Genomic DNA, 16225 nt, shown 5'->3' with positions numbered 1-16225 from the left:
GGATCATGTTGGAACATGAATCGCTTCCGGACCACAACGCAACCTCTTTTCCGGCTCCTCAATGAGTCAGGCTATACAACGGGAATCGGCATCCGCGGAGCGCAATCATGCATGCGTCGGCTGCACGATGAAAAACGGCCCCGGCAAGGATCGCCGGGGCCGTGATTGGGATCAGAAGCGGTCGGCGCGCTGGCCGAGCAGGGTGACTTCGACGCGGCGGTTCTGGCGCATGCCCTGCGGCGTCGTGTTGGGAGCAACCGGGCTCGCCTCGCCATGCCCGACGACCGAGAAGGGCGCACGCGTCACACCCATCTGGTCGAACGCGGTGCGGACCGCATCGGCGCGGCGCTCGGACAGTACCTGGTTGTGCGCGTCGGTCCCCCGCGAGTCGGTGTAGCCGTCGATCGCGACGCGCACGCCCGACTCCGAGCGCAGGTAATTGGCGAGGCCGCGCAACTTGTCGATCGCACCGGGGCGCAGCTCCGCGCTGTCGGTGGCGAAGAGCACATCCTCGTCGAGCCGCATCATCGCGCCGCGCGACGTCTGGCGGAAGCCATAGCCGCGCATCGCGCCGCGATCCCAGCCGCCGCCTTGCGGGCCACGCTGCTCGACGACGACGACACGATCACGCGACTCCCAGTCGAACCGGTCGCGGCGTGGGCCGGCGACCCGGGCGAAGGCGCGGTTGGCAGCATCGGCCTCGCGCGGCTGGACGCGACCGTCGCGGTTATAGTCGAAATTGCGCATCACGAACGCGCGCCCGCGGTTGGTCTGACGCAGTTCGGGATAGAGGATCGGCACGCCAGCGCCGATCAAGCGGTATTCGCGGTCGCCGTTGCGGCCACCACCCCAATCCCAGCGGTCCTGTGCGGATGCGGGGGCAACGCCCGCGCCAAGCGCGATCGCGGCGGCGGTTGCGGCGAGAATGGTCTTGCGAAATGTCGTCATCGGATAGTCTCCATGGCCCCCGCCATACAGCGGCAGATGCACCCGACCGCTTGAACGCCGCGTGAGTTCCGCCGACAGCCTGCGTTCAGCCGCCGAGTGTGAGGCGCACCGCGTCGCGCCCGAGATCGGTGAAGAGCGCATCCTCGGTCCCGGTCATCCACACCTGGCCCGTGCCCGCGAGCCGGTCGAACAACGCCGCGCGCCGCACCGGATCGAGATGCGCCGCCACTTCGTCGAGCAGCAGCACCGGCGCGCTGCCGGTCCGTTCGGCGACGAGCTCGGCATGCGCGAGGATCACGCCGAGCAGCAGCGCCTTCTGTTCGCCGGTCGAGCAGAGACCCGCCGCCTGGTTCTTGCCGAGATGCGTCACCGCCAGATCGGCGCGATGCGGCCCGATCAGCGTTCGCCCCGCAGCGGCATCGCGCGCACGGCTCTGCGCGAGATCGACGGCGAGCGTCGCGCCCCCGCCGGTCCACCCCTCGAGCGAAAGCCCGGCGCGCGCGAACGGACCGTCGGCCTGCCCCGCAAGCCGCTCGCCAAGCGCTGCGACGGTGTCGCGTCGCGCGGCGTCGATCGCCGCGCCCTGCTCGGCCATTTGCGCTTCGAGCGCCGACAGCCAATCGCGATCGGGCGGCAGGTCATCGGCGAGCAGCCGATTGCGTGCGCGCATCGCCGCCTCGTAGCGATTGGCGTGGACCGCATGCCCCGGCGCAAGCGCGAGCGTCAGCCGGTCGAGAAAGCGGCGGCGCTCGCCCGCGGGTTCGACGAACAGGCGGTCCATCGCCGGGGTCAGCCACAGCACCGTCAGCCATTCGCCGAGCGCGGTCGCAGCGACGGGCGATCCCTGGACGCGAACGATCCGCCGCTCGGGCGCCGCGGCTTGCGTGCCGGTCGCGATCGCGACGTCGCCGATCAGGTCGGCTGCGACGCCGAAGCCGCCTGCCCCGCCTTGGCGTGCCATCTCGCCGAGCCCCGCGCGGCGCAAGCCTCGCCCGGGCGCGAGCAGCGATACCGCCTCGAGCACGTTGGTCTTGCCCGCGCCATTCTCGCCGGTCAGCACCACAAAGCCTGGGCCTGCGGCGATCGTCAGGTCGGCATGGTTGCGAAAATCGGTCAGGACGAGGCGCGTCAGCATCGCTGCGTGCCTTAGCCGGTTTTCACGTTGTGCCACCCGCCTTTTGCATCGCCACCCGGCGACGCCGTGGCAAACCGATCAGGCCGGCCGGGTGGTCGCCTCAGGCGGCAAGCCGTTCGGGTGCCGCAACCGCGTCGCCGCGCGTGCTGAGATAGGAAGCGAGCTCCGGCCCAAGCTCGCGCTGCGCCTTGAGATAGGCGTGCGGCGTCGCGATGCCGAGCCGCGCCCGCGCTGCGTCGAGCGGTTCGGCGAGCAAACGCTCGTAATCCTCGCCCGAAATCCACCGCGCGCGCCGCCCGAGGCGATAGCCCTCCCACACCGCTTTTGCGAACAGCGTGCCATGCGTCACCTTGAGGCTCTTCAACGCCGCCGCGCCACCGATGAACGCCCAGCCCAGCCCTCCGACCTGCGCGTAGGAGAATGCGACGAGGCATGCCTCGCCCAGACTCTCGTCGGCCTTGTAGCCCGTCAGCACGTGCCAGATGTCGTGCGTGTCGCGGACGCGGCGGCCGAACCAGGCATAGGGATGCTGGACTTGATCCTCGCTGACGATCTGGCTGACCTCGACCAGACCATCGGCGGAATAGCCCGTCGTCGCGAGAAAATCGCGATAGGCGGCACCGACCGTGCCGGGCGCAAAGCCAGCGACGAACGTCGGATCGCCCAGACGCGCGGCCAATTCGACGTGCTCGCTCGCGAGCCGCCCGCCGTCGCTCGTGGCGATCAGGCGCGCATAGTTACGCGGCGCGTTGCCGACGTTGAGCGCGCGCATGATGCGGAAAACCTGTGTGGTGTCGTCGCCATTGGCGAGCAATTTGCGAATCGCGTCAAAAGCGGTGCGCCAATCGCGCCGTCCAGTCGTGCCGGGGAACGGGGGAAGCTTCGCCATGCGGGAATCCTCTACTGACAGGGTTGTCAGTAAGCACTGACACGCAAAGTGTCAATATCGGCGATGCTTCGAGGCCATCAGTTGCCATAGAGCGAGCGGCGCGGAGAGGGCGATCGGCCGGTCGATCGAAACGAACGTCGCCCTGCCGCTGGCGAGGGAAGCATTAGCGCTAAAATAGTGCGGGCCGCACGTGCCGACCCCGCAAGAACGGCCCAACGGCCAGGTCTCGCGGTGTGGCTCGAGCGGCCTGCGAGCTCAGACGCGCATCGGCATGAGCACGTACAGCGCCGACGACTTGTCGTTTTCGCGGATCAGCGTCGGGGCGGCGGCATCGGCGAGATGGACTTCGATCGTGTCGCCCTCGAGCTGGCCGAGGATGTCGAGCAGATAGCGGCTGTTGAAGCCGATCTCGAAGCCGAGCGCGACATATTCGCCGGGCACTTCTTCGGCCGCCGTGCCGTTTTCAGGCGACGTCACCGACAGGATGATCTTGTCGCGGTCGAGCGCCATCTTGACCGCGCGCGTCTTCTCGGTCGCGATCGTCGAGACGCGATCGACGCCTTCCTCGAAGCTGCGCGGGTCGATCTTGAGGATCTTGTCGTTGCCGGTCGGGATGACGCGGCTGTAATCGGGGAAGGTGCCGTCGATCAGCTTGGACGTGAGCAACGCCTGCCCCAGGTCGAAGCGGATCTTGGTCGGCGACAGCGACACGCCGACCGAACCGTCGACTTCGTCGAGCAGCTTGCGCAGCTCGGCGATGCACTTGCGCGGGATGATCACGTCGGGCATCGACTCGGCGCCCTCGGGCCGCGGCATCGTCACGCGCGCGAGGCGGTGGCCGTCGGTCGCAGCGGCCTTGAGCACGGGCCCCGCCCCGCCTGCACCGCCGTCATCGGAGACGTGCCAGAAGATGCCGTTGAGGTAATAGCGCGTTTCCTCGGTCGAGATCGCGAAGCGCGTCTTGTCGATGATCTGCTTGAGCGTCTCGGCGGGGAGCTCGAACGAGACGGGCAGTTCGCCCTCGGCGATCACCGGGAAATCGTCGCGCGGCAACGTGCCGAGCTGGAACTTCGCGCGGCCGGCCATGATCGTCATCTTGCCGTCGGCCGCCGCGAGGCTGACCTGGCTGCCCTCGGGAAGCTTGCGGCAGATGTCGAAGAAAGTGTGCGCCGACACCGTGGTCGCGCCGGGCTGGTCGACCGCGGCGGCGATCGTCTCGTTGATCTGCAGGTCAAGATCGGTCGCCATCAGCTTGAGGCCGCCCTCAGCCGTCGCCTCGATCAGCACGTTCGACAGGATCGGGATGGTATTGCGCCGTTCGACCACGCTTTGCACGTGGCTGAGGCCCTTCAACAGGGTCGCGCGTTCGATCGTCGCCTTCATGTCGTTCCCCCGGGCAAAGATCGCCCAAACATCCCACCGAATCTGCGCGCTTTTCAGCACATCGGGGGGCAATACGCCGTGTCCCTTTCCTTAAACATAAAAGGGGCCGGAGCAAGCGCTCCGACCCCCTTCTTGTCGCGGCAAAAGCTTGCCGGTCTGCTTCAGAAACGGACACCAACACCAGCGACGACCTGGTGACGGTCGGTGTTGACGCTGAAATTGTTGGTGTTGCCGCCATTGGCGTATTCGAGCCGCGCATCGCCATAGTTCGAATAGCGATATTCGACCTTGGCATAGGTGGTGCGACCGATCTTCTGCTCGACACCGGCGCCGACGCGGTAGCCGTCGAGGTTGTAGTGGTTGCCGGTGGTGACGGTGCCGTTGTTCGCGGTCAGATCGAGCCGGGCGTTCGTATAGCCGCCCTTGGCGTAGATCATTGTCTTGGGGGCGACGACATAGCCGAGGCGCCCGCCGACATACAGATCGCGGCCGGTCTTGACGCGGCCATAGCCGAGCGCGCCGGCGCTGATGGGGGCGTTGCTGACGTCGGCGGTCGACCCCGTCACTTCGCCCTCGACGCCGAGCACGACGCCGTGGAAGGCGGCGTCATAGCCGATATCGCCACCATAGGTCAGGCCGTCGGCCTTGCGGTTGCTGCCGATGTCCGAATTCGGGCCACGGCCGGGCTGCAGCTTGTCATAGCCGAGGATCACGCCGGCACGGGCACCGGTGAAGGTTGCGTCGTCACGCGGCGGCGGGGGGCCGTCCTGGGCAAAGGCCGGAGCGGCCAGGCCGAGCGTGAGCGCTGCGGTTGCAGCGGTGAGAGCGAACTTGCGCATTGGGGTAACTCCATTGGTACATCCACCGATCCCTGGTGGGACTGCTCAAATAGGTGACGGCGCAGCCCGTTGCATGAACCTCAGACAACGGGATAAAGCGTTGCTTTTGCGCCACACGGGGTTGAAAGCGACGCCATGGATTCCAACGCCCACAAGCCGCCACGAAGCGGCCCCAAAAGAACGGGGAGGGATTTCATCGCGCGGCATGGCGAAACGGTGTTCAACGCCGCCGGGCGGCTGCAGGGCGACCATCCACACACCCCGCTGACGCGCGCCGGCTTCGCCCAGGCCGACGAGATGGGGCGGGCACTGCGCGCGCATCTGGGAGCGAAACCGGCACTGACGTTATGGTCTTCGCCAACCGGGCGCGCCTTGCAGACGCTGGCGATCATTGCCGAGCATCTCGAGCTCGACTGGCACGCCGCGCGGACCGACGCGCGGCTGGTCGAGATCGGCACGGGGAGCTGGGGCGGGGCCTATTATGCCGACTTGGCCGATGCCGGCGTCAAGGTCGTCGATCGCGCGCACGGGCTGCTGTTCCCGGCAGAAGATGGCGAAAGCTATCCCGAGATTGTGGCGCGTGTGTCAGGATGGCTGACCGATACCGATAGCGATCACGGCGACCGGCTCGTCATCATGCACGGAATTTCGAGCCGGGTTTTGCGCGGTGTGATGACCGGCACGGCCGATCTGCCCGGATATGGCGCGCCCGCGGCGCCGGGATTGCCGCAAGGATCGGTCGTCGCGATCGCGCACGGCATCGAGTCGCTGGTGCATCGCGGCATGGGCCACGCCCCGGCATGAAGCGCGTGGCGCTGCTCGCACTGATGGTAGCGACGCCCGCGGCGGCGCGCGATTCGCTCGGCGTGTTCGATCGCTGGGGCGCGTTCACCGATGCCGCACCGCTCAGCTGCTATGCGATCGCGCAGCCGGTCGAGGCAGGCGGCGCATCGCGCTGGCGCCCGTTCGCGAGCATCGCGAGCTGGCCCGGTCGCGGCATCCGCAACCAGCTCCACATCCGCCTGAGCCGCGAACGCAATCCGCAATCGCGCGTGACGCTGTCGATCGGCGAGCGGCGCTTCGAACTTGTCGCAGGCAATGCCGACGCCTGGGCACCCGACCGGCGGACCGACGCCGCGATCATCGCCGCGCTTCGCTCGAGCCGTAGCATGAGCGTCGAGACGCTTGCCAAAAGCGGCGCACCGTTCGCCGACGTCTATGCCTTGCGTGGCGCGGCGACCGCAATCGATGCCGCGTCGCTCGGGTGTGTGGGGCGCTAAAGCATCCAGCACTTCGTCATCCCCGCGAAAGCGGGGATCCCGCTATTTCCCCCCGTCAGTAGAAGAAGCGGGACCCTCGCTTTCGCGAGGGTGACGGGTCTTGGTCGAGAGGTTCACTGACCCAGTCGCACCCCGGTAGAAAAACCCGCCGAAACACGCTATGTGCCAGCGCATGCCCAACTCCGCGACCACCCTCATGGCCATTCCCGGCCATATCGACCCCGTGCCCGTGCCCCGCGCCTTCGTGCCGCGCGCCGATGGCCGTATCGACTTGCTCGGCCTGTCCAAGGCCGATCTGCGGCTCGCGCTCGAGACCTCGCAGCTCGACCCCAAGCAAGCGAAGCTGCGCGCGAAGCAGCTGTGGCACTGGATCTACAATCGCGGCGTGCGGGACTTCGCGCTGATGACCGATATCGCCAAGACGATGCAGCCGTGGCTCGAGCAACGCTTCGTCATCTCGCGCCCGCAAGTCGTCGAGGCGCAGGTGTCGAACGACGGCACGCGCAAATGGCTGCTGCGGTCGGACGACGGCAACGATTACGAGATGGTGTTCATCCCCGACGCCGACCGCGGAACCTTGTGCGTGTCGAGCCAGGTCGGCTGCACGCTCAACTGCCGCTTCTGCCATACGGGCACGATGCGGCTCGTCCGCAACCTGACCGCGGGCGAGATCGTCGGCCAGGTGATGCTCGCGCGCGACGCGCTCGGCGAATGGCCGAGCCAGCCCGAGGGGCGGATGCTCACCAACATCGTGATGATGGGCATGGGCGAGCCGCTCTACAATTTCGACAATGTCCGCGATGGCTTGAAAATCGTGATGGACGGCGACGGGCTCGGCCTGTCGCGCCGCCGCATCACGCTGTCGACCTCGGGCGTCGTGCCCTTGATGGCGCGCGCGGGCGAGGAGATTTCGGTCAACCTCGCCATCTCGCTCCACGCGGTGACCAAGGAAGTCCGCGACGAGCTGGTGCCGATCAACAAGAAATACGGCATCGAGGAACTGCTCCAGGCGTGCGCCGACTATCCCGGCACCAACAATGCGCGGCGCATCACCTTCGAATACGTCATGCTCAAGGACAAGAACGACAGCGATGCCGATGCGCGCGAGCTCGTCCGGCTGCTCAAGCATTACGACTTGCCCGCCAAGGTCAACCTCATCCCGTTCAACCCGTGGCCGGGCGCGCCGTACGAATGCTCGACGCCTGAGCGGATCAAGTCCTTCTCGAACATCGTGTTCGACGCAGGCATCAGCGCGCCGGTGCGCACCCCGCGCGGGCGCGACATCGATGCGGCGTGCGGCCAGTTGAAGACCGCAAGCGAGAAGATGAGCCGGGCGGAGCTCGATCGTCAGGCCGAGGCGAAACTCGCGGCACTCGGCTGACCCTCACCGTCACCCCGGGCTTGTCCCGGGCCGCACCGTGCAGCAAGAGCGGCGCGGGCAGGATGTGCGGCGCGGTGGACGCCGGGACAAGCCCGGCATGACGAGGTACGGGTGACTCTGCCTACCATAGCGCTGGCCGCTGGCGCCGGCATCCTCGGCGGTGCGATGAACGCGCTTGCGGGCGGCGGCAGCTTCGCGACCTTGCCTGCGCTCATCGCGCTCGGTCTGCCCGCCAACACCGCCAACGCGACTTCGAACGTCGCGCTGCTGCCCGGCGCGGCGACGAGTGCCTGGGCATTCCGCACCGAGCTCGGCCCGATCGGCGGCGTGGGCCTGCGCACGCTCGTCGCCATCACCTTCGTCGGTGGCCTGGCGGGCAGCGCGCTGCTCGCGCTCACGCCGAGCCATGTGTTCGATCTCGTCATTCCCTGGCTGTTGCTGTTCGCCTTTCTGGTGATCGCCTTCGGCAAGACGGCCGCCGATGCGCTACGGCGTCGCGTCGCGATCGGGCGGCGGACGCTGATCGTCGCGCAAGGCCTGCTTGGCCTGTACGGTGGCTATTTCGGCGGCGGCGTCGGGCTGATGACGACGGCGGTCTACGGCCTGCTCGCGGGCGTCTCGCCGCGCGCGCTGTTCGCGCCGCGCACGCTGATGCTCGCGGTCGCCAATGCTGCCGCCGCAATCGTGTTCATCGCGGTCGGGCTGGTCGCGTGGAGCGCGTGCCTGCCGATGCTGGCGGGCGGGATGCTCGGCGGCTGGGGCGGCGCGCATCTCGGCAAGCGGCTGCCCGCCGGCGTGGTGCGCGCGTGGACGCTGCTCGTCACCGCGGTGACGACGGGCGTCTTCTTCTGGCGCGCCTACGGCTGAACCGCGCTCAGCGCGCGGTGCCATCCTGCAGCGCGACCAGCGCCGCGACGAGCTTGGGATCGTCGGCCTCGGCGATCGACGCCTTGTAGGCAGTGCGCATCTTGGCGACTTCGGTCGCCCATTGCTCGGGCTTGAGCCGAGGTTGCGTCAGGATCTGTTCGGCCGAATGGCACGCGGTGCAATTGGTGCTGACGATCTCGGCGCTCGCGGGCAAGGTCACGCTTTCGGTCGGCAGCGTGATGCTTTGCGAACTCAGCGCAATCGCGCGCGCGCCGCCGCCGCTGGTGCGCGTCTCGCCTGGCGTGGCATAACGCTGGCACCCACCGAGCAGAAGCAGCAACGCAACAAGGGGGAACGCGCGGCTCATACGGTAACCTTCGCGGTTTCGATCACATTGCGCATGTAGCCGCCGGGATTCCAGATCGGGTCGGCGACTTGCGTGACGCCGCGCACATTGGTCGCGCGCACCGCGACCGTGTGGCTGCCGCGTGGCAGGATCGCGGCCCAGCGCCGGAAGCCGTACTGCCCGTAATCGCGTCCAAGCTGTGCCGCATGCCAGCTCTTGCCGGCATCGATCGACCATTCGACCTTCGCGACGCCGGCATCGCCGCCCATCGCGATCCCGCGCACGGCTTGCGCGTCGGCCTTGGTGAAGAACGCGCGCGGCAGCATCCGCCCGATCGGCGCAGTCGGGAAATCCTTCGCGCCGGGGACGACGCTCGCGCGCGGCGCGGTCGGGATGCGGTACGCCTTCTCCATCCAATAGCCCGTGTCGGGGCCGGTCAGCAGCTCGATCGAATCGAGCGCCTTGACCCAATAGGTCGAATAATAGCCCGGCACGATCAGCCGCAGCGGGAAGCCGTTGAGCAGCGGGAGCTGCACGCCGTTCATGCCGTATGCGACGATCACGTCGCGGCTGCGCGCCTCGGCAAGCGTCAGCGTCTTGGCGAACCACGGCGCATCACCCGGCGGCTGGTCGAGCCCGGCGAATTTGACATGACTGCCCTTCGCGCCCGCGCGGTCGAGCAAGTCGGCGAGCCGCACGCCGGTCCATACCGCATGCCCCATCGCGCCATTGCCCCATTGCGCACCGGGCACGCGCGGGCCGAACAGCCCGCGCGAATTGCCCGAACATTGGTTGACCGCGGCGATCTCGACCGCGGGCATGCTCTGGATCGCATCGAGCGACAGCGACAGCGCGCGGTTGACCGCGCCCTTGATCCGTAACCGGAAAGCGGCGGCATCGACCGACAGCGGAATGTCGGCATAGTGCCAGCGGACGAAGAAGCGGTCGTTGGGCGTCGCCGGATCGTCCGCCAGCGCGCCGTCGAACGCCGCCATCGGCGTTTCGAGCAACGGCCCGCGCGTGCGCTGCAGGATCATGCCCGTCTTGCCGGGAAAGGCATCGGTCAGCGGGCGTCGGCCATCGTTCTCGGAAAAGCCGAGATCGACGAGCGACTGCGCCCAGAGCGGGCTGCTTGCCAGCGCGCCTGCGCCGAGCGCGAGCGCGCCGCGTCGGCCGATCTGCTGGCGCAACGCGTCATCCATGCTGGATCGCCAGCGGGGCAAAGCGCGCGACTTGCTGGCCGACCATGCGCAGCTGGTCGATCACCGCTTGGTCGTTCGCGCCGCCTTCGTCGTCGAACTTGGTGACTTGCGAATTGACCGCGGCGGCAAACGGCGTCGGCCAGCCGCGCAGCGCGTGGACGATCGAGCGCAGCGCCGCGATCGTGCTGCCCGTCGCCTGCCAGCCATACGCCGTCGCGATCAGCCCGACCGGCATGTCGGCGAGGTAAGGCCGGTGCGGATCGCGCGCGGTTTCCTCGAGCAGATCGAGCGCGTTCTTGACGACGCCCGAGATGCTGCCGTGATAGCCCGGCGAGGCGATGATCAATGCCGAGGCCTGGCGGATGGTATCGACGAAATCGCGCTCTTCCGCGGTGCGCGACGTCGCCTTGGGGTCATAGAGCGGAAGCCGCCCCATCTCGGCGCCACCGAAGAGCCGCGTGCGGAAGCCCTCCTGCCCGGCCGCCTCGAGCGCGATCGCGAGCGCACGCTCGGTCGACGAGATGCCGCCGATCGTCCCGCCGATCCCCACCACCAGGGGCTGGCCGGCGACAGGCGAAGCAGAGAGAGCGTCGGACATGAACAAGGCTTTCGGCAGAGGGGCGCGACCGCCCGACGCTATTCTGATAGCGTTGTCAGGGGTCCACCTCAAGGTGGAAGTCGCCGGCGACCCTACGCTGCGCCGCCCGGATTCGGCAAGCGATCGCCGTGCGCTGCGCGGGGAACGGCTCGCTTGGCCGCCAGTCGGCTGCTACAGGCCTGGCAATGTCGCCTCCCCGCTTGCCCCATCTGTTCTACATGACTAATACACACGCTCGTCGTTGCGGGATCTAGTCATGCGTTTCTTCTCCTCCGATCGCGACGCGGACTCGCGCCAGGCCAATGATGCGCTCGAACTGACGCACGGCATGCCGCCGCCCGATCGGCGCATCGATCCCACCTATCCACCGCAGCCGCCGTTCGATTACGAGCGCTACGCAGCACGGCTTCCCACCGCCCGGCGCCGCACGGTCACGCGCTGGATCATGCGCGGCGTCGCGGCAATGATCGTGCTGTTCGTCTTCGCGGTCGGCTGGCTCGCGGTTACCGCGCCCTTGTCGAAATCGCTCCAGCCGCCGACGCCGCCGAGCATCACCTTGCTGTCGGACGACGGACGGCCGTTCGCGCGGCGCGGCGCGGTGATCGATGCGCCGGTCGACGCGGCGAAGCTGCCCAAGAATGTCACCAACGCGTTTCTCGCGATCGAGGACCGGCGCTTCCGCTCGCATTGGGGGATCGACCCGCGCGGCATCGCACGCGCCTTCTTCCACAATGTGACCTCGAAGGGACGCGACCAGGGCGGCAGCACGATCACGCAGCAGCTCGCCAAGAACGCCTTCCTCGATTCGGACCGCACCGCCGCGCGGAAAATCCGCGAAGTGATGATCGCCTTCTGGCTCGAGGCGTGGCTGACCAAGGACCAGATTCTCTCGCGCTATCTGTCGAACGTCTATTTCGGCGACAACGTCTATGGCCTGCGCGCCGCCGCGCGGCACTATTTCGCAAGGAAGCCCGAGAATCTGTCGATCGGCCAGGCCGCGATGCTCGCCGGGCTGGTCAAGGCGCCCTCCAAGCTCGCGCCGACGACCAATTTGCAGGGCGCGCGCGATCGCGCGCGGCTCGTCGTCGCAGCGATGGTCGACGCCAAACTGCTCGACAAGGACGAAGCCGCGGGCGTCCGCCCCGCGCGCGTCGTTCCCGAAGCGAAGGCCCCGCTCCCCAACGGTACTTATTTCGCCGACTGGGTGCTTCCCGCCGCGCGCGACCATGCCGGCGAGATCGCCACCGAATCGACCGTCCGCACGACGCTCGACCGCCGCCTCCAGGCCGCCGCCGAACGCGCGGTGAAGCGCGCGGGGCTCAAGCAGGCGCAGATCGCGCTCGTCGCGATGCGCCCCGACGGTCGCGTCGTCGCGATGGTCGGCGGGCGCTCCTATGCCGCAAGCCCGTTCAACCGCGCGACGCAGGCGCAGCGCCAGCCGGGATCGGCGTTCAAGCTGTTCGTCTATCTCGCCGCGATGCGCAGCGGAATGACGCCCGATTCGGTGATCGACGACAAACCGATCACGATCGCCAATTGGTCGCCCAAAAACGCCGATGGCCGCTATCTCGGCCCGATTACGCTGCGCCAGGCGTTCGCGCGCTCGTCGAACGTCGCGGCGGCGCGGATCACGCAGCAGGTCGGCGTCGCCAAGGTCATCCAGGCGGCGCGCGATCTCGGCGTTTCGACCCCGATCCCCAATGAGGCGACGATCGCGCTCGGCACGTCGAGCATGTCGCTGCTCGAACTGACGGCGGCCTATGCCGCGGTCGCCGCCGAGCAATATCCGGTGCGCCCGCGCGGGCTCGAGGATCCGCCCGAGCGCGGCGTTCTCGCGACGCTGACCGATCGCAGCCACGCGCTCGACGGCACGCTGCATGACGAAATGCTCGATTTGCTCTCCGCCTCGGCCGAGACCGGCACGGGACGCGCCGCGGCGCTGTCGGTCAAGACCTATGGCAAGACGGGCACGACGCAGGACAATCGCGACGCGCTGTTCGTCGGCTTCGCCAACGGGCTGGTCGTCGGCGTGTGGGTCGGCAACGACGACAATACCCCCAACGCCGGACTGTCGGGCGGCGGCGTGCCGGCCCGCGTCTGGCGCGATTTCATGCAGCAGGCGCTGGGAGTCGGTGCCGCGCAAGTCGCGGCACCGGCCGAAGACGAGATGGTCGACCCCGACGCCGCCAACGGCATTGGCGAGACGCTCGAGAATTTCCTCGATCCGTCGAACATTCCGCCGGTCGAGGGCGAAATCCCCGGGATCGGCCGTGTGCGCTTGCGCAATGGCGAGCTCGACTTCCAGTCGAACCGGCCCGACGAGCGCGATCGTCGGCGGAGTGACCCCGATGAACGCGCCCCGCCCCGCGATTTCGGGCGCGAGCCTGACCGTGGTGGACGCGACTACCGGGATTATCAGGACGATCGCTGATCGCACGAGTTGACGCCGCGCACGCCCGTCCGCAAGACCGCAGCATGCGCTTCTTCTCCGACAATGCCGCCCCGGTCCACCCGGCGATCTTCACCGCGATGGCCGACGCCAACGTGCTCGACACCGCTTATGATGGCGATCGCTGGAGCAAGGCGCTCGACGCGCGCTTTTCCGAACTGTTCGAAACCGAGGCGCGCGCGCTGTGGGTGCCGTCTGGCACGGCGGCGAACTGCCTCGCGCTCGCTGCGATGTGCCCGCCGCACGGCAGCATCGTGTGCCACCGCGACGCGCATATCCAGAACGACGAATGCGGCGCGCCCGAATTCTACACGCACGGCGCCAAGCTGTTCCTCGCCGATGGCGACGGCGCCAAGCTGACGCCCGAAACGATCAGCGCGGTACTCGATGCGACGCGCTACGACGTCCACCAGACGCAGCCGCATGCGATCTCGATCACCAACGCGACCGAATATGGCCGCGTCTATTCGCCCGCCGAGGTCGCTGCGATCGGCGATCTCGCCAAGGCGCGCAAGCTCGGGCTGCACATGGACGGCGCGCGCTTCGCTAATGCGGTCGCCTCGCTCGAGTGCGCGCCCGCCGACGTGACGTGGCGCGCGGGCGTGACCGCGCTGAGCTTCGGCTTCATCAAGAATGGCGGGATGAACGCCGAGGCGCTGATCTTCTTCGATACCGCGCTCGCCGACGCGACGCTCTACCGCCGCAAGCGCGCGGGGATGCTGCTGTGCAAGGGGCGCTACCTCGCGGCGCAATTGCTCGCGATGGTCGAGGGCGATCTGTGGCTCGATCTCGCACGCAACGCCAACACCGGGGCAGCGTTGCTCGCCGCCGCGGCGGGCGACCGGCTGGTGCATCCGGTCGAGGCGAACGAGGTGTTCATCCGCGTCTCCGCCGCCGAAGCTGCGAGCCTGCGCGCGCTCGGCTTCGATTTCTACGATTGGGGCCCGGGCGAAGCGCGGCTCGTCATCTCGTGGAACCAGGATCCCGCCGACATCCGGCCGCTCGCCGACGCGATCGCCGCGCTTTGAGCGCTGGGGCAGCGCCCAGTTCGAGCAAGCTCGCGATCCTGATTCCATTCGGGATCGTCACGCTGATCTGGGGCTCGACCTGGCTCGTCATTCGCGGGCAGCTCGGCGTGGTGCCGGCGAGCTGGTCGGTGACGTACCGCTTCCTCGTCGCTGGCGTTGTCATGTGCAGCTATGCGCTGATCCGGCGTGAATCGCTGCGGCTCGATGCGCGTGGGCTGCGCTTCGCGGCGGTGCTCGGGCTCGCGCAATTCTGCCTCAACTTCAACTTCGTCTATCGCGCGGAAATGCACATTACGTCGGGGCTGGTGGCGGTGGTGTTCGCGCTGATGCTCCTGCCCAATGCGGTGTTCGGGCGGATCTTCCTGGGGCAGCAGCTCGGGCGGCAGCTGATTATCGGCATGGCGGTGGCGATGGGGGGGGTCACGCTGCTGTTCGTGCGCGAGATCCGGATCGATCCGCACGGGCCGATCGAGGCGCTGACCGGGATCGGTTTCACGCTGCTCGCGATCTTCTCGGCCTCCTCGGCAAACGTGATGCAGGGGACGCAGACCGCGCGCGCCTATCCGATGATCCCGATGCTCGGGGTCGCGATGCTGCTTGGCGCCACGTTCGACGGGGCGTTTGCGTGGGTGACGACGGGTCCGCCGGTGATCGAGCTCACCTTCGCCTATCTTGCCGCGACGATGTATCTCGGCGTGTTCGCCTCGGCGATCGCCTTCCCGCTCTATTTCGGGGTGTTGCGCGTGATCGGCCCGGCGAAGGCGGCGTATTCGGGGGTGCTCGTTCCCGTCATCGCGATGTGCCTGTCGACGCTGTTCGAGGGCTATCGCTGGTCGCTGCTGGCGGGCGCCGGTGCCGCGCTGGTGATCGGCGGGCTGGTCATCGCCTTGAGGGCGCGCAGGCCCGCGCGATAGTCGCGATACGCCGGGCGCCAGCCGAGCACGCGCTTGGCCTTGGCGTTGGCGATGCGGCGATTCTCGGCATAGAAACCGCGCGCCATCGGCGAGAGCGAGTCGAGCGGCATGAACGGGGGGGGATCGCGCCCGAGCAAGGCGGCGGCAAAGGCGATGACGTCGTTCTGGCTCGCGGGCACGTCATCGGCGAGGTTGTACGCTCCCGCCGGAGCATCGAACCCCGCAATCACGCCCGACACGATATCGTCGACATGGGCGCGGCTGAACACTTGGCCGGGCGATTCGACGCGGTGCGCAGCGCCGCTCGCGACGCGGTCTAGCGGCGAGCGGCCGGGGCCGTAGATCCCCGGCAAGCGGAACACGCGCGCGCCGAGCGCGAGCCAGTCGCGATCCGCCTCGGCGCGTGCGCTGCGTCGGCCGGTGCCGAGCGGCGCGGTTTCGTCGACCCACGCGCCCGCCGCATCGCCGTAAACGCCGGTCGAGGAGAGATAGCCGAGCCACGCCCCGCTCCGTGCGAGCGCTGGACCGTAGGAGACAAGCACCGGATCGATCTCGCCCGCGGGCGGGACCGACGAGAGCACATGCGTCGCGACCGCGATCTCGCGCGCGATCGCGGCGCCGTCCTCGAAGCGGAGCGTGTCGCCGCGGCCATCGCGCGTCGTGCCGACGACTTGCCAGCCCGCCGCGCGCACCCGCGCGGCCAGCACTTGCGCGGTGTAGCCGAGCCCAAAGATCAGGAGACGCATGTCATGCCCTTAGCAGTTCCCCGGCGCAGGCCGGGGCGCAGCAGCGCAGGCTGCTGCAAAGACCGTTGCGCTCGCCCATTCCGTCCGTCCGCCTGGGCCCCGACCTTCGCCGGAGAACCGAAATTATCTCGCGCCATAGCCATGATATAGCCTGACTCATTGAGGAGCCGGAAAAGAGGTTGCGTTGTGGTCCGGAAGCGATTCATGTTCCAACATGATC

16 protein-coding genes are annotated in these 16225 nt (G+C 68.1%); 7 read left to right on the top strand and 9 right to left on the bottom strand.

Going from position 1 to position 16225, the window contains the following annotated elements:
• Positions 1-171 precede the first annotated feature (171 nt).
• The 5 genes from QN347_RS16205 to QN347_RS16185 form a co-directional block, all read right to left on the bottom strand.
• Positions 172-948: an OmpA family protein gene (locus tag QN347_RS16205; protein WP_322161666.1), complete on the bottom strand. Its 777-nt coding sequence runs from the start codon at positions 946-948 to the stop codon at positions 172-174.
• Positions 949-1033: 85 nt separating this feature from the next.
• Positions 1034-2083: a DNA replication/repair protein RecF gene (recF, locus tag QN347_RS16200; protein WP_322161665.1), complete on the bottom strand. Its 1050-nt coding sequence runs from the start codon at positions 2081-2083 to the stop codon at positions 1034-1036.
• 100 nt (positions 2084-2183) lie between these two features.
• The gene (locus tag QN347_RS16195) at positions 2184-2972 is read right to left on the bottom strand and encodes a Coq4 family protein (protein WP_322161663.1); all 789 of its coding nucleotides are present in this window, start codon (positions 2970-2972) and stop codon (positions 2184-2186) included.
• A gap of 255 nt (positions 2973-3227) precedes the next feature.
• Positions 3228-4355: a DNA polymerase III subunit beta gene (gene dnaN, locus QN347_RS16190; protein ID WP_010184420.1), complete on the bottom strand. Its 1128-nt coding sequence runs from the start codon at positions 4353-4355 to the stop codon at positions 3228-3230.
• A 161-nt stretch (positions 4356-4516) separates the two neighbouring features.
• Positions 4517-5194 (bottom strand): outer membrane protein, encoded by a 678-nt coding sequence (locus tag QN347_RS16185; RefSeq protein ID WP_322161661.1) that lies wholly within the window; start codon positions 5192-5194, stop codon positions 4517-4519.
• Positions 5195-5329: 135 nt separating this feature from the next.
• Between QN347_RS16185 and QN347_RS16180 the strand changes: the two genes are divergently transcribed.
• The 4 genes from QN347_RS16180 (at position 5330) to QN347_RS16165 (ending at position 8722) form a co-directional block, all read left to right on the top strand.
• Entirely contained in the window at positions 5330-5998 is a 669-nt protein-coding gene (locus QN347_RS16180) for a histidine phosphatase family protein (protein WP_322161659.1), read from the top strand.
• A complete protein-coding gene (locus tag QN347_RS16175; protein WP_133191350.1) occupies positions 5995-6474 on the top strand; it encodes a hypothetical protein in 480 nt (159 codons plus the stop codon). The genes QN347_RS16180 and QN347_RS16175 overlap by 4 nt, the downstream gene beginning before the upstream one ends.
• A 172-nt stretch (positions 6475-6646) precedes the next feature.
• The gene (gene rlmN / locus QN347_RS16170) at positions 6647-7855 is read left to right on the top strand and encodes a 23S rRNA (adenine(2503)-C(2))-methyltransferase RlmN (protein ID WP_229839384.1); all 1209 of its coding nucleotides are present in this window, start codon (positions 6647-6649) and stop codon (positions 7853-7855) included.
• A 111-nt stretch (positions 7856-7966) separates the two neighbouring features.
• Complete coding sequence (locus tag QN347_RS16165) at positions 7967-8722, top strand: sulfite exporter TauE/SafE family protein (protein WP_322161658.1); 756 nt, start codon at positions 7967-7969, stop codon at positions 8720-8722.
• A 7-nt stretch (positions 8723-8729) separates the two neighbouring features.
• Here the strand turns inward: QN347_RS16165 and QN347_RS16160 are convergent, their stop codons facing one another.
• From QN347_RS16160 to QN347_RS16150, 3 genes are read right to left on the bottom strand one after another with little or no spacing between them, the layout of a single operon-like run.
• On the bottom strand, positions 8730-9089 hold the full coding sequence (locus QN347_RS16160; protein ID WP_133191347.1) for a cytochrome C nitrite reductase: 360 nt from the start codon (positions 9087-9089) through the stop codon (positions 8730-8732).
• Positions 9086-10270: a molybdopterin-dependent oxidoreductase gene (locus QN347_RS16155; protein WP_322161657.1), complete on the bottom strand. Its 1185-nt coding sequence runs from the start codon at positions 10268-10270 to the stop codon at positions 9086-9088. Before QN347_RS16155 ends, QN347_RS16160 begins: the two co-directional genes overlap by 4 nt.
• Positions 10263-10868 (bottom strand): NADPH-dependent FMN reductase, encoded by a 606-nt coding sequence (locus QN347_RS16150; protein WP_322161656.1) that lies wholly within the window; start codon positions 10866-10868, stop codon positions 10263-10265. Before QN347_RS16150 ends, QN347_RS16155 begins: the two co-directional genes overlap by 8 nt.
• A 256-nt stretch (positions 10869-11124) precedes the next feature.
• Here QN347_RS16150 and QN347_RS16145 point away from each other — a divergent pair, with 256 nt between their 5' ends.
• Genes QN347_RS16145 through QN347_RS16135 form a run of 3 tightly spaced genes read left to right on the top strand, consistent with a single transcriptional unit; the run spans position 11125 to position 15259 of the window.
• Positions 11125-13299: a PBP1A family penicillin-binding protein gene (locus QN347_RS16145; protein ID WP_322161655.1), complete on the top strand. Its 2175-nt coding sequence runs from the start codon at positions 11125-11127 to the stop codon at positions 13297-13299.
• Positions 13300-13343: 44 nt separating this feature from the next.
• A complete protein-coding gene (locus QN347_RS16140; RefSeq protein WP_322161653.1) occupies positions 13344-14345 on the top strand; it encodes a threonine aldolase family protein in 1002 nt (333 codons plus the stop codon).
• The gene (locus QN347_RS16135) at positions 14342-15259 is read left to right on the top strand and encodes a DMT family transporter (RefSeq protein WP_322161651.1); all 918 of its coding nucleotides are present in this window, start codon (positions 14342-14344) and stop codon (positions 15257-15259) included. Before QN347_RS16140 ends, QN347_RS16135 begins: the two co-directional genes overlap by 4 nt.
• Here QN347_RS16135 and QN347_RS16130 read toward each other — a convergent pair.
• On the bottom strand, positions 15169-16005 hold the full coding sequence (locus QN347_RS16130; protein WP_322161649.1) for an NAD(P)-dependent oxidoreductase: 837 nt from the start codon (positions 16003-16005) through the stop codon (positions 15169-15171). The genes QN347_RS16135 and QN347_RS16130 overlap by 91 nt on opposite strands.
• Positions 16006-16225 lie beyond the last annotated feature (220 nt).

Source organism: Sphingomonas sp. 10B4, from assembly GCF_035019905.1.
Lineage (GTDB): Bacteria > Pseudomonadota > Alphaproteobacteria > Sphingomonadales > Sphingomonadaceae > Sphingomonas > Sphingomonas glacialis.
Note: the sequence above shows the minus strand (reverse complement) of the source record. Positions and strands in the feature narration are given on the sequence as shown.

Coding starts and splice junctions, on each gene's coding strand:
- QN347_RS16205 (WP_322161666.1), bottom strand. CDS start 948: ATGACGACATTTCGCAAGACCATTCTCGCCGCAACCGCCGCCGCGATC.
- recF (WP_322161665.1), bottom strand. CDS start 2,083: ATGCTGACGCGCCTCGTCCTGACCGATTTTCGCAACCATGCCGACCTG.
- QN347_RS16195 (WP_322161663.1), bottom strand. CDS start 2,972: ATGGCGAAGCTTCCCCCGTTCCCCGGCACGACTGGACGGCGCGATTGG.
- dnaN (WP_010184420.1), bottom strand. CDS start 4,355: ATGAAGGCGACGATCGAACGCGCGACCCTGTTGAAGGGCCTCAGCCAC.
- QN347_RS16185 (WP_322161661.1), bottom strand. CDS start 5,194: ATGCGCAAGTTCGCTCTCACCGCTGCAACCGCAGCGCTCACGCTCGGC.
- QN347_RS16180 (WP_322161659.1), top strand. CDS start 5,330: ATGGATTCCAACGCCCACAAGCCGCCACGAAGCGGCCCCAAAAGAACG.
- QN347_RS16175 (WP_133191350.1), top strand. CDS start 5,995: ATGAAGCGCGTGGCGCTGCTCGCACTGATGGTAGCGACGCCCGCGGCG.
- rlmN (WP_229839384.1), top strand. CDS start 6,647: ATGCCCAACTCCGCGACCACCCTCATGGCCATTCCCGGCCATATCGAC.
- QN347_RS16160 (WP_133191347.1), bottom strand. CDS start 9,089: ATGAGCCGCGCGTTCCCCCTTGTTGCGTTGCTGCTTCTGCTCGGTGGG.
- QN347_RS16155 (WP_322161657.1), bottom strand. CDS start 10,270: ATGGATGACGCGTTGCGCCAGCAGATCGGCCGACGCGGCGCGCTCGCG.
- QN347_RS16150 (WP_322161656.1), bottom strand. CDS start 10,868: ATGTCCGACGCTCTCTCTGCTTCGCCTGTCGCCGGCCAGCCCCTGGTG.
- QN347_RS16145 (WP_322161655.1), top strand. CDS start 11,125: ATGCGTTTCTTCTCCTCCGATCGCGACGCGGACTCGCGCCAGGCCAAT.
- QN347_RS16140 (WP_322161653.1), top strand. CDS start 13,344: ATGCGCTTCTTCTCCGACAATGCCGCCCCGGTCCACCCGGCGATCTTC.
- QN347_RS16130 (WP_322161649.1), bottom strand. CDS start 16,005: ATGCGTCTCCTGATCTTTGGGCTCGGCTACACCGCGCAAGTGCTGGCC.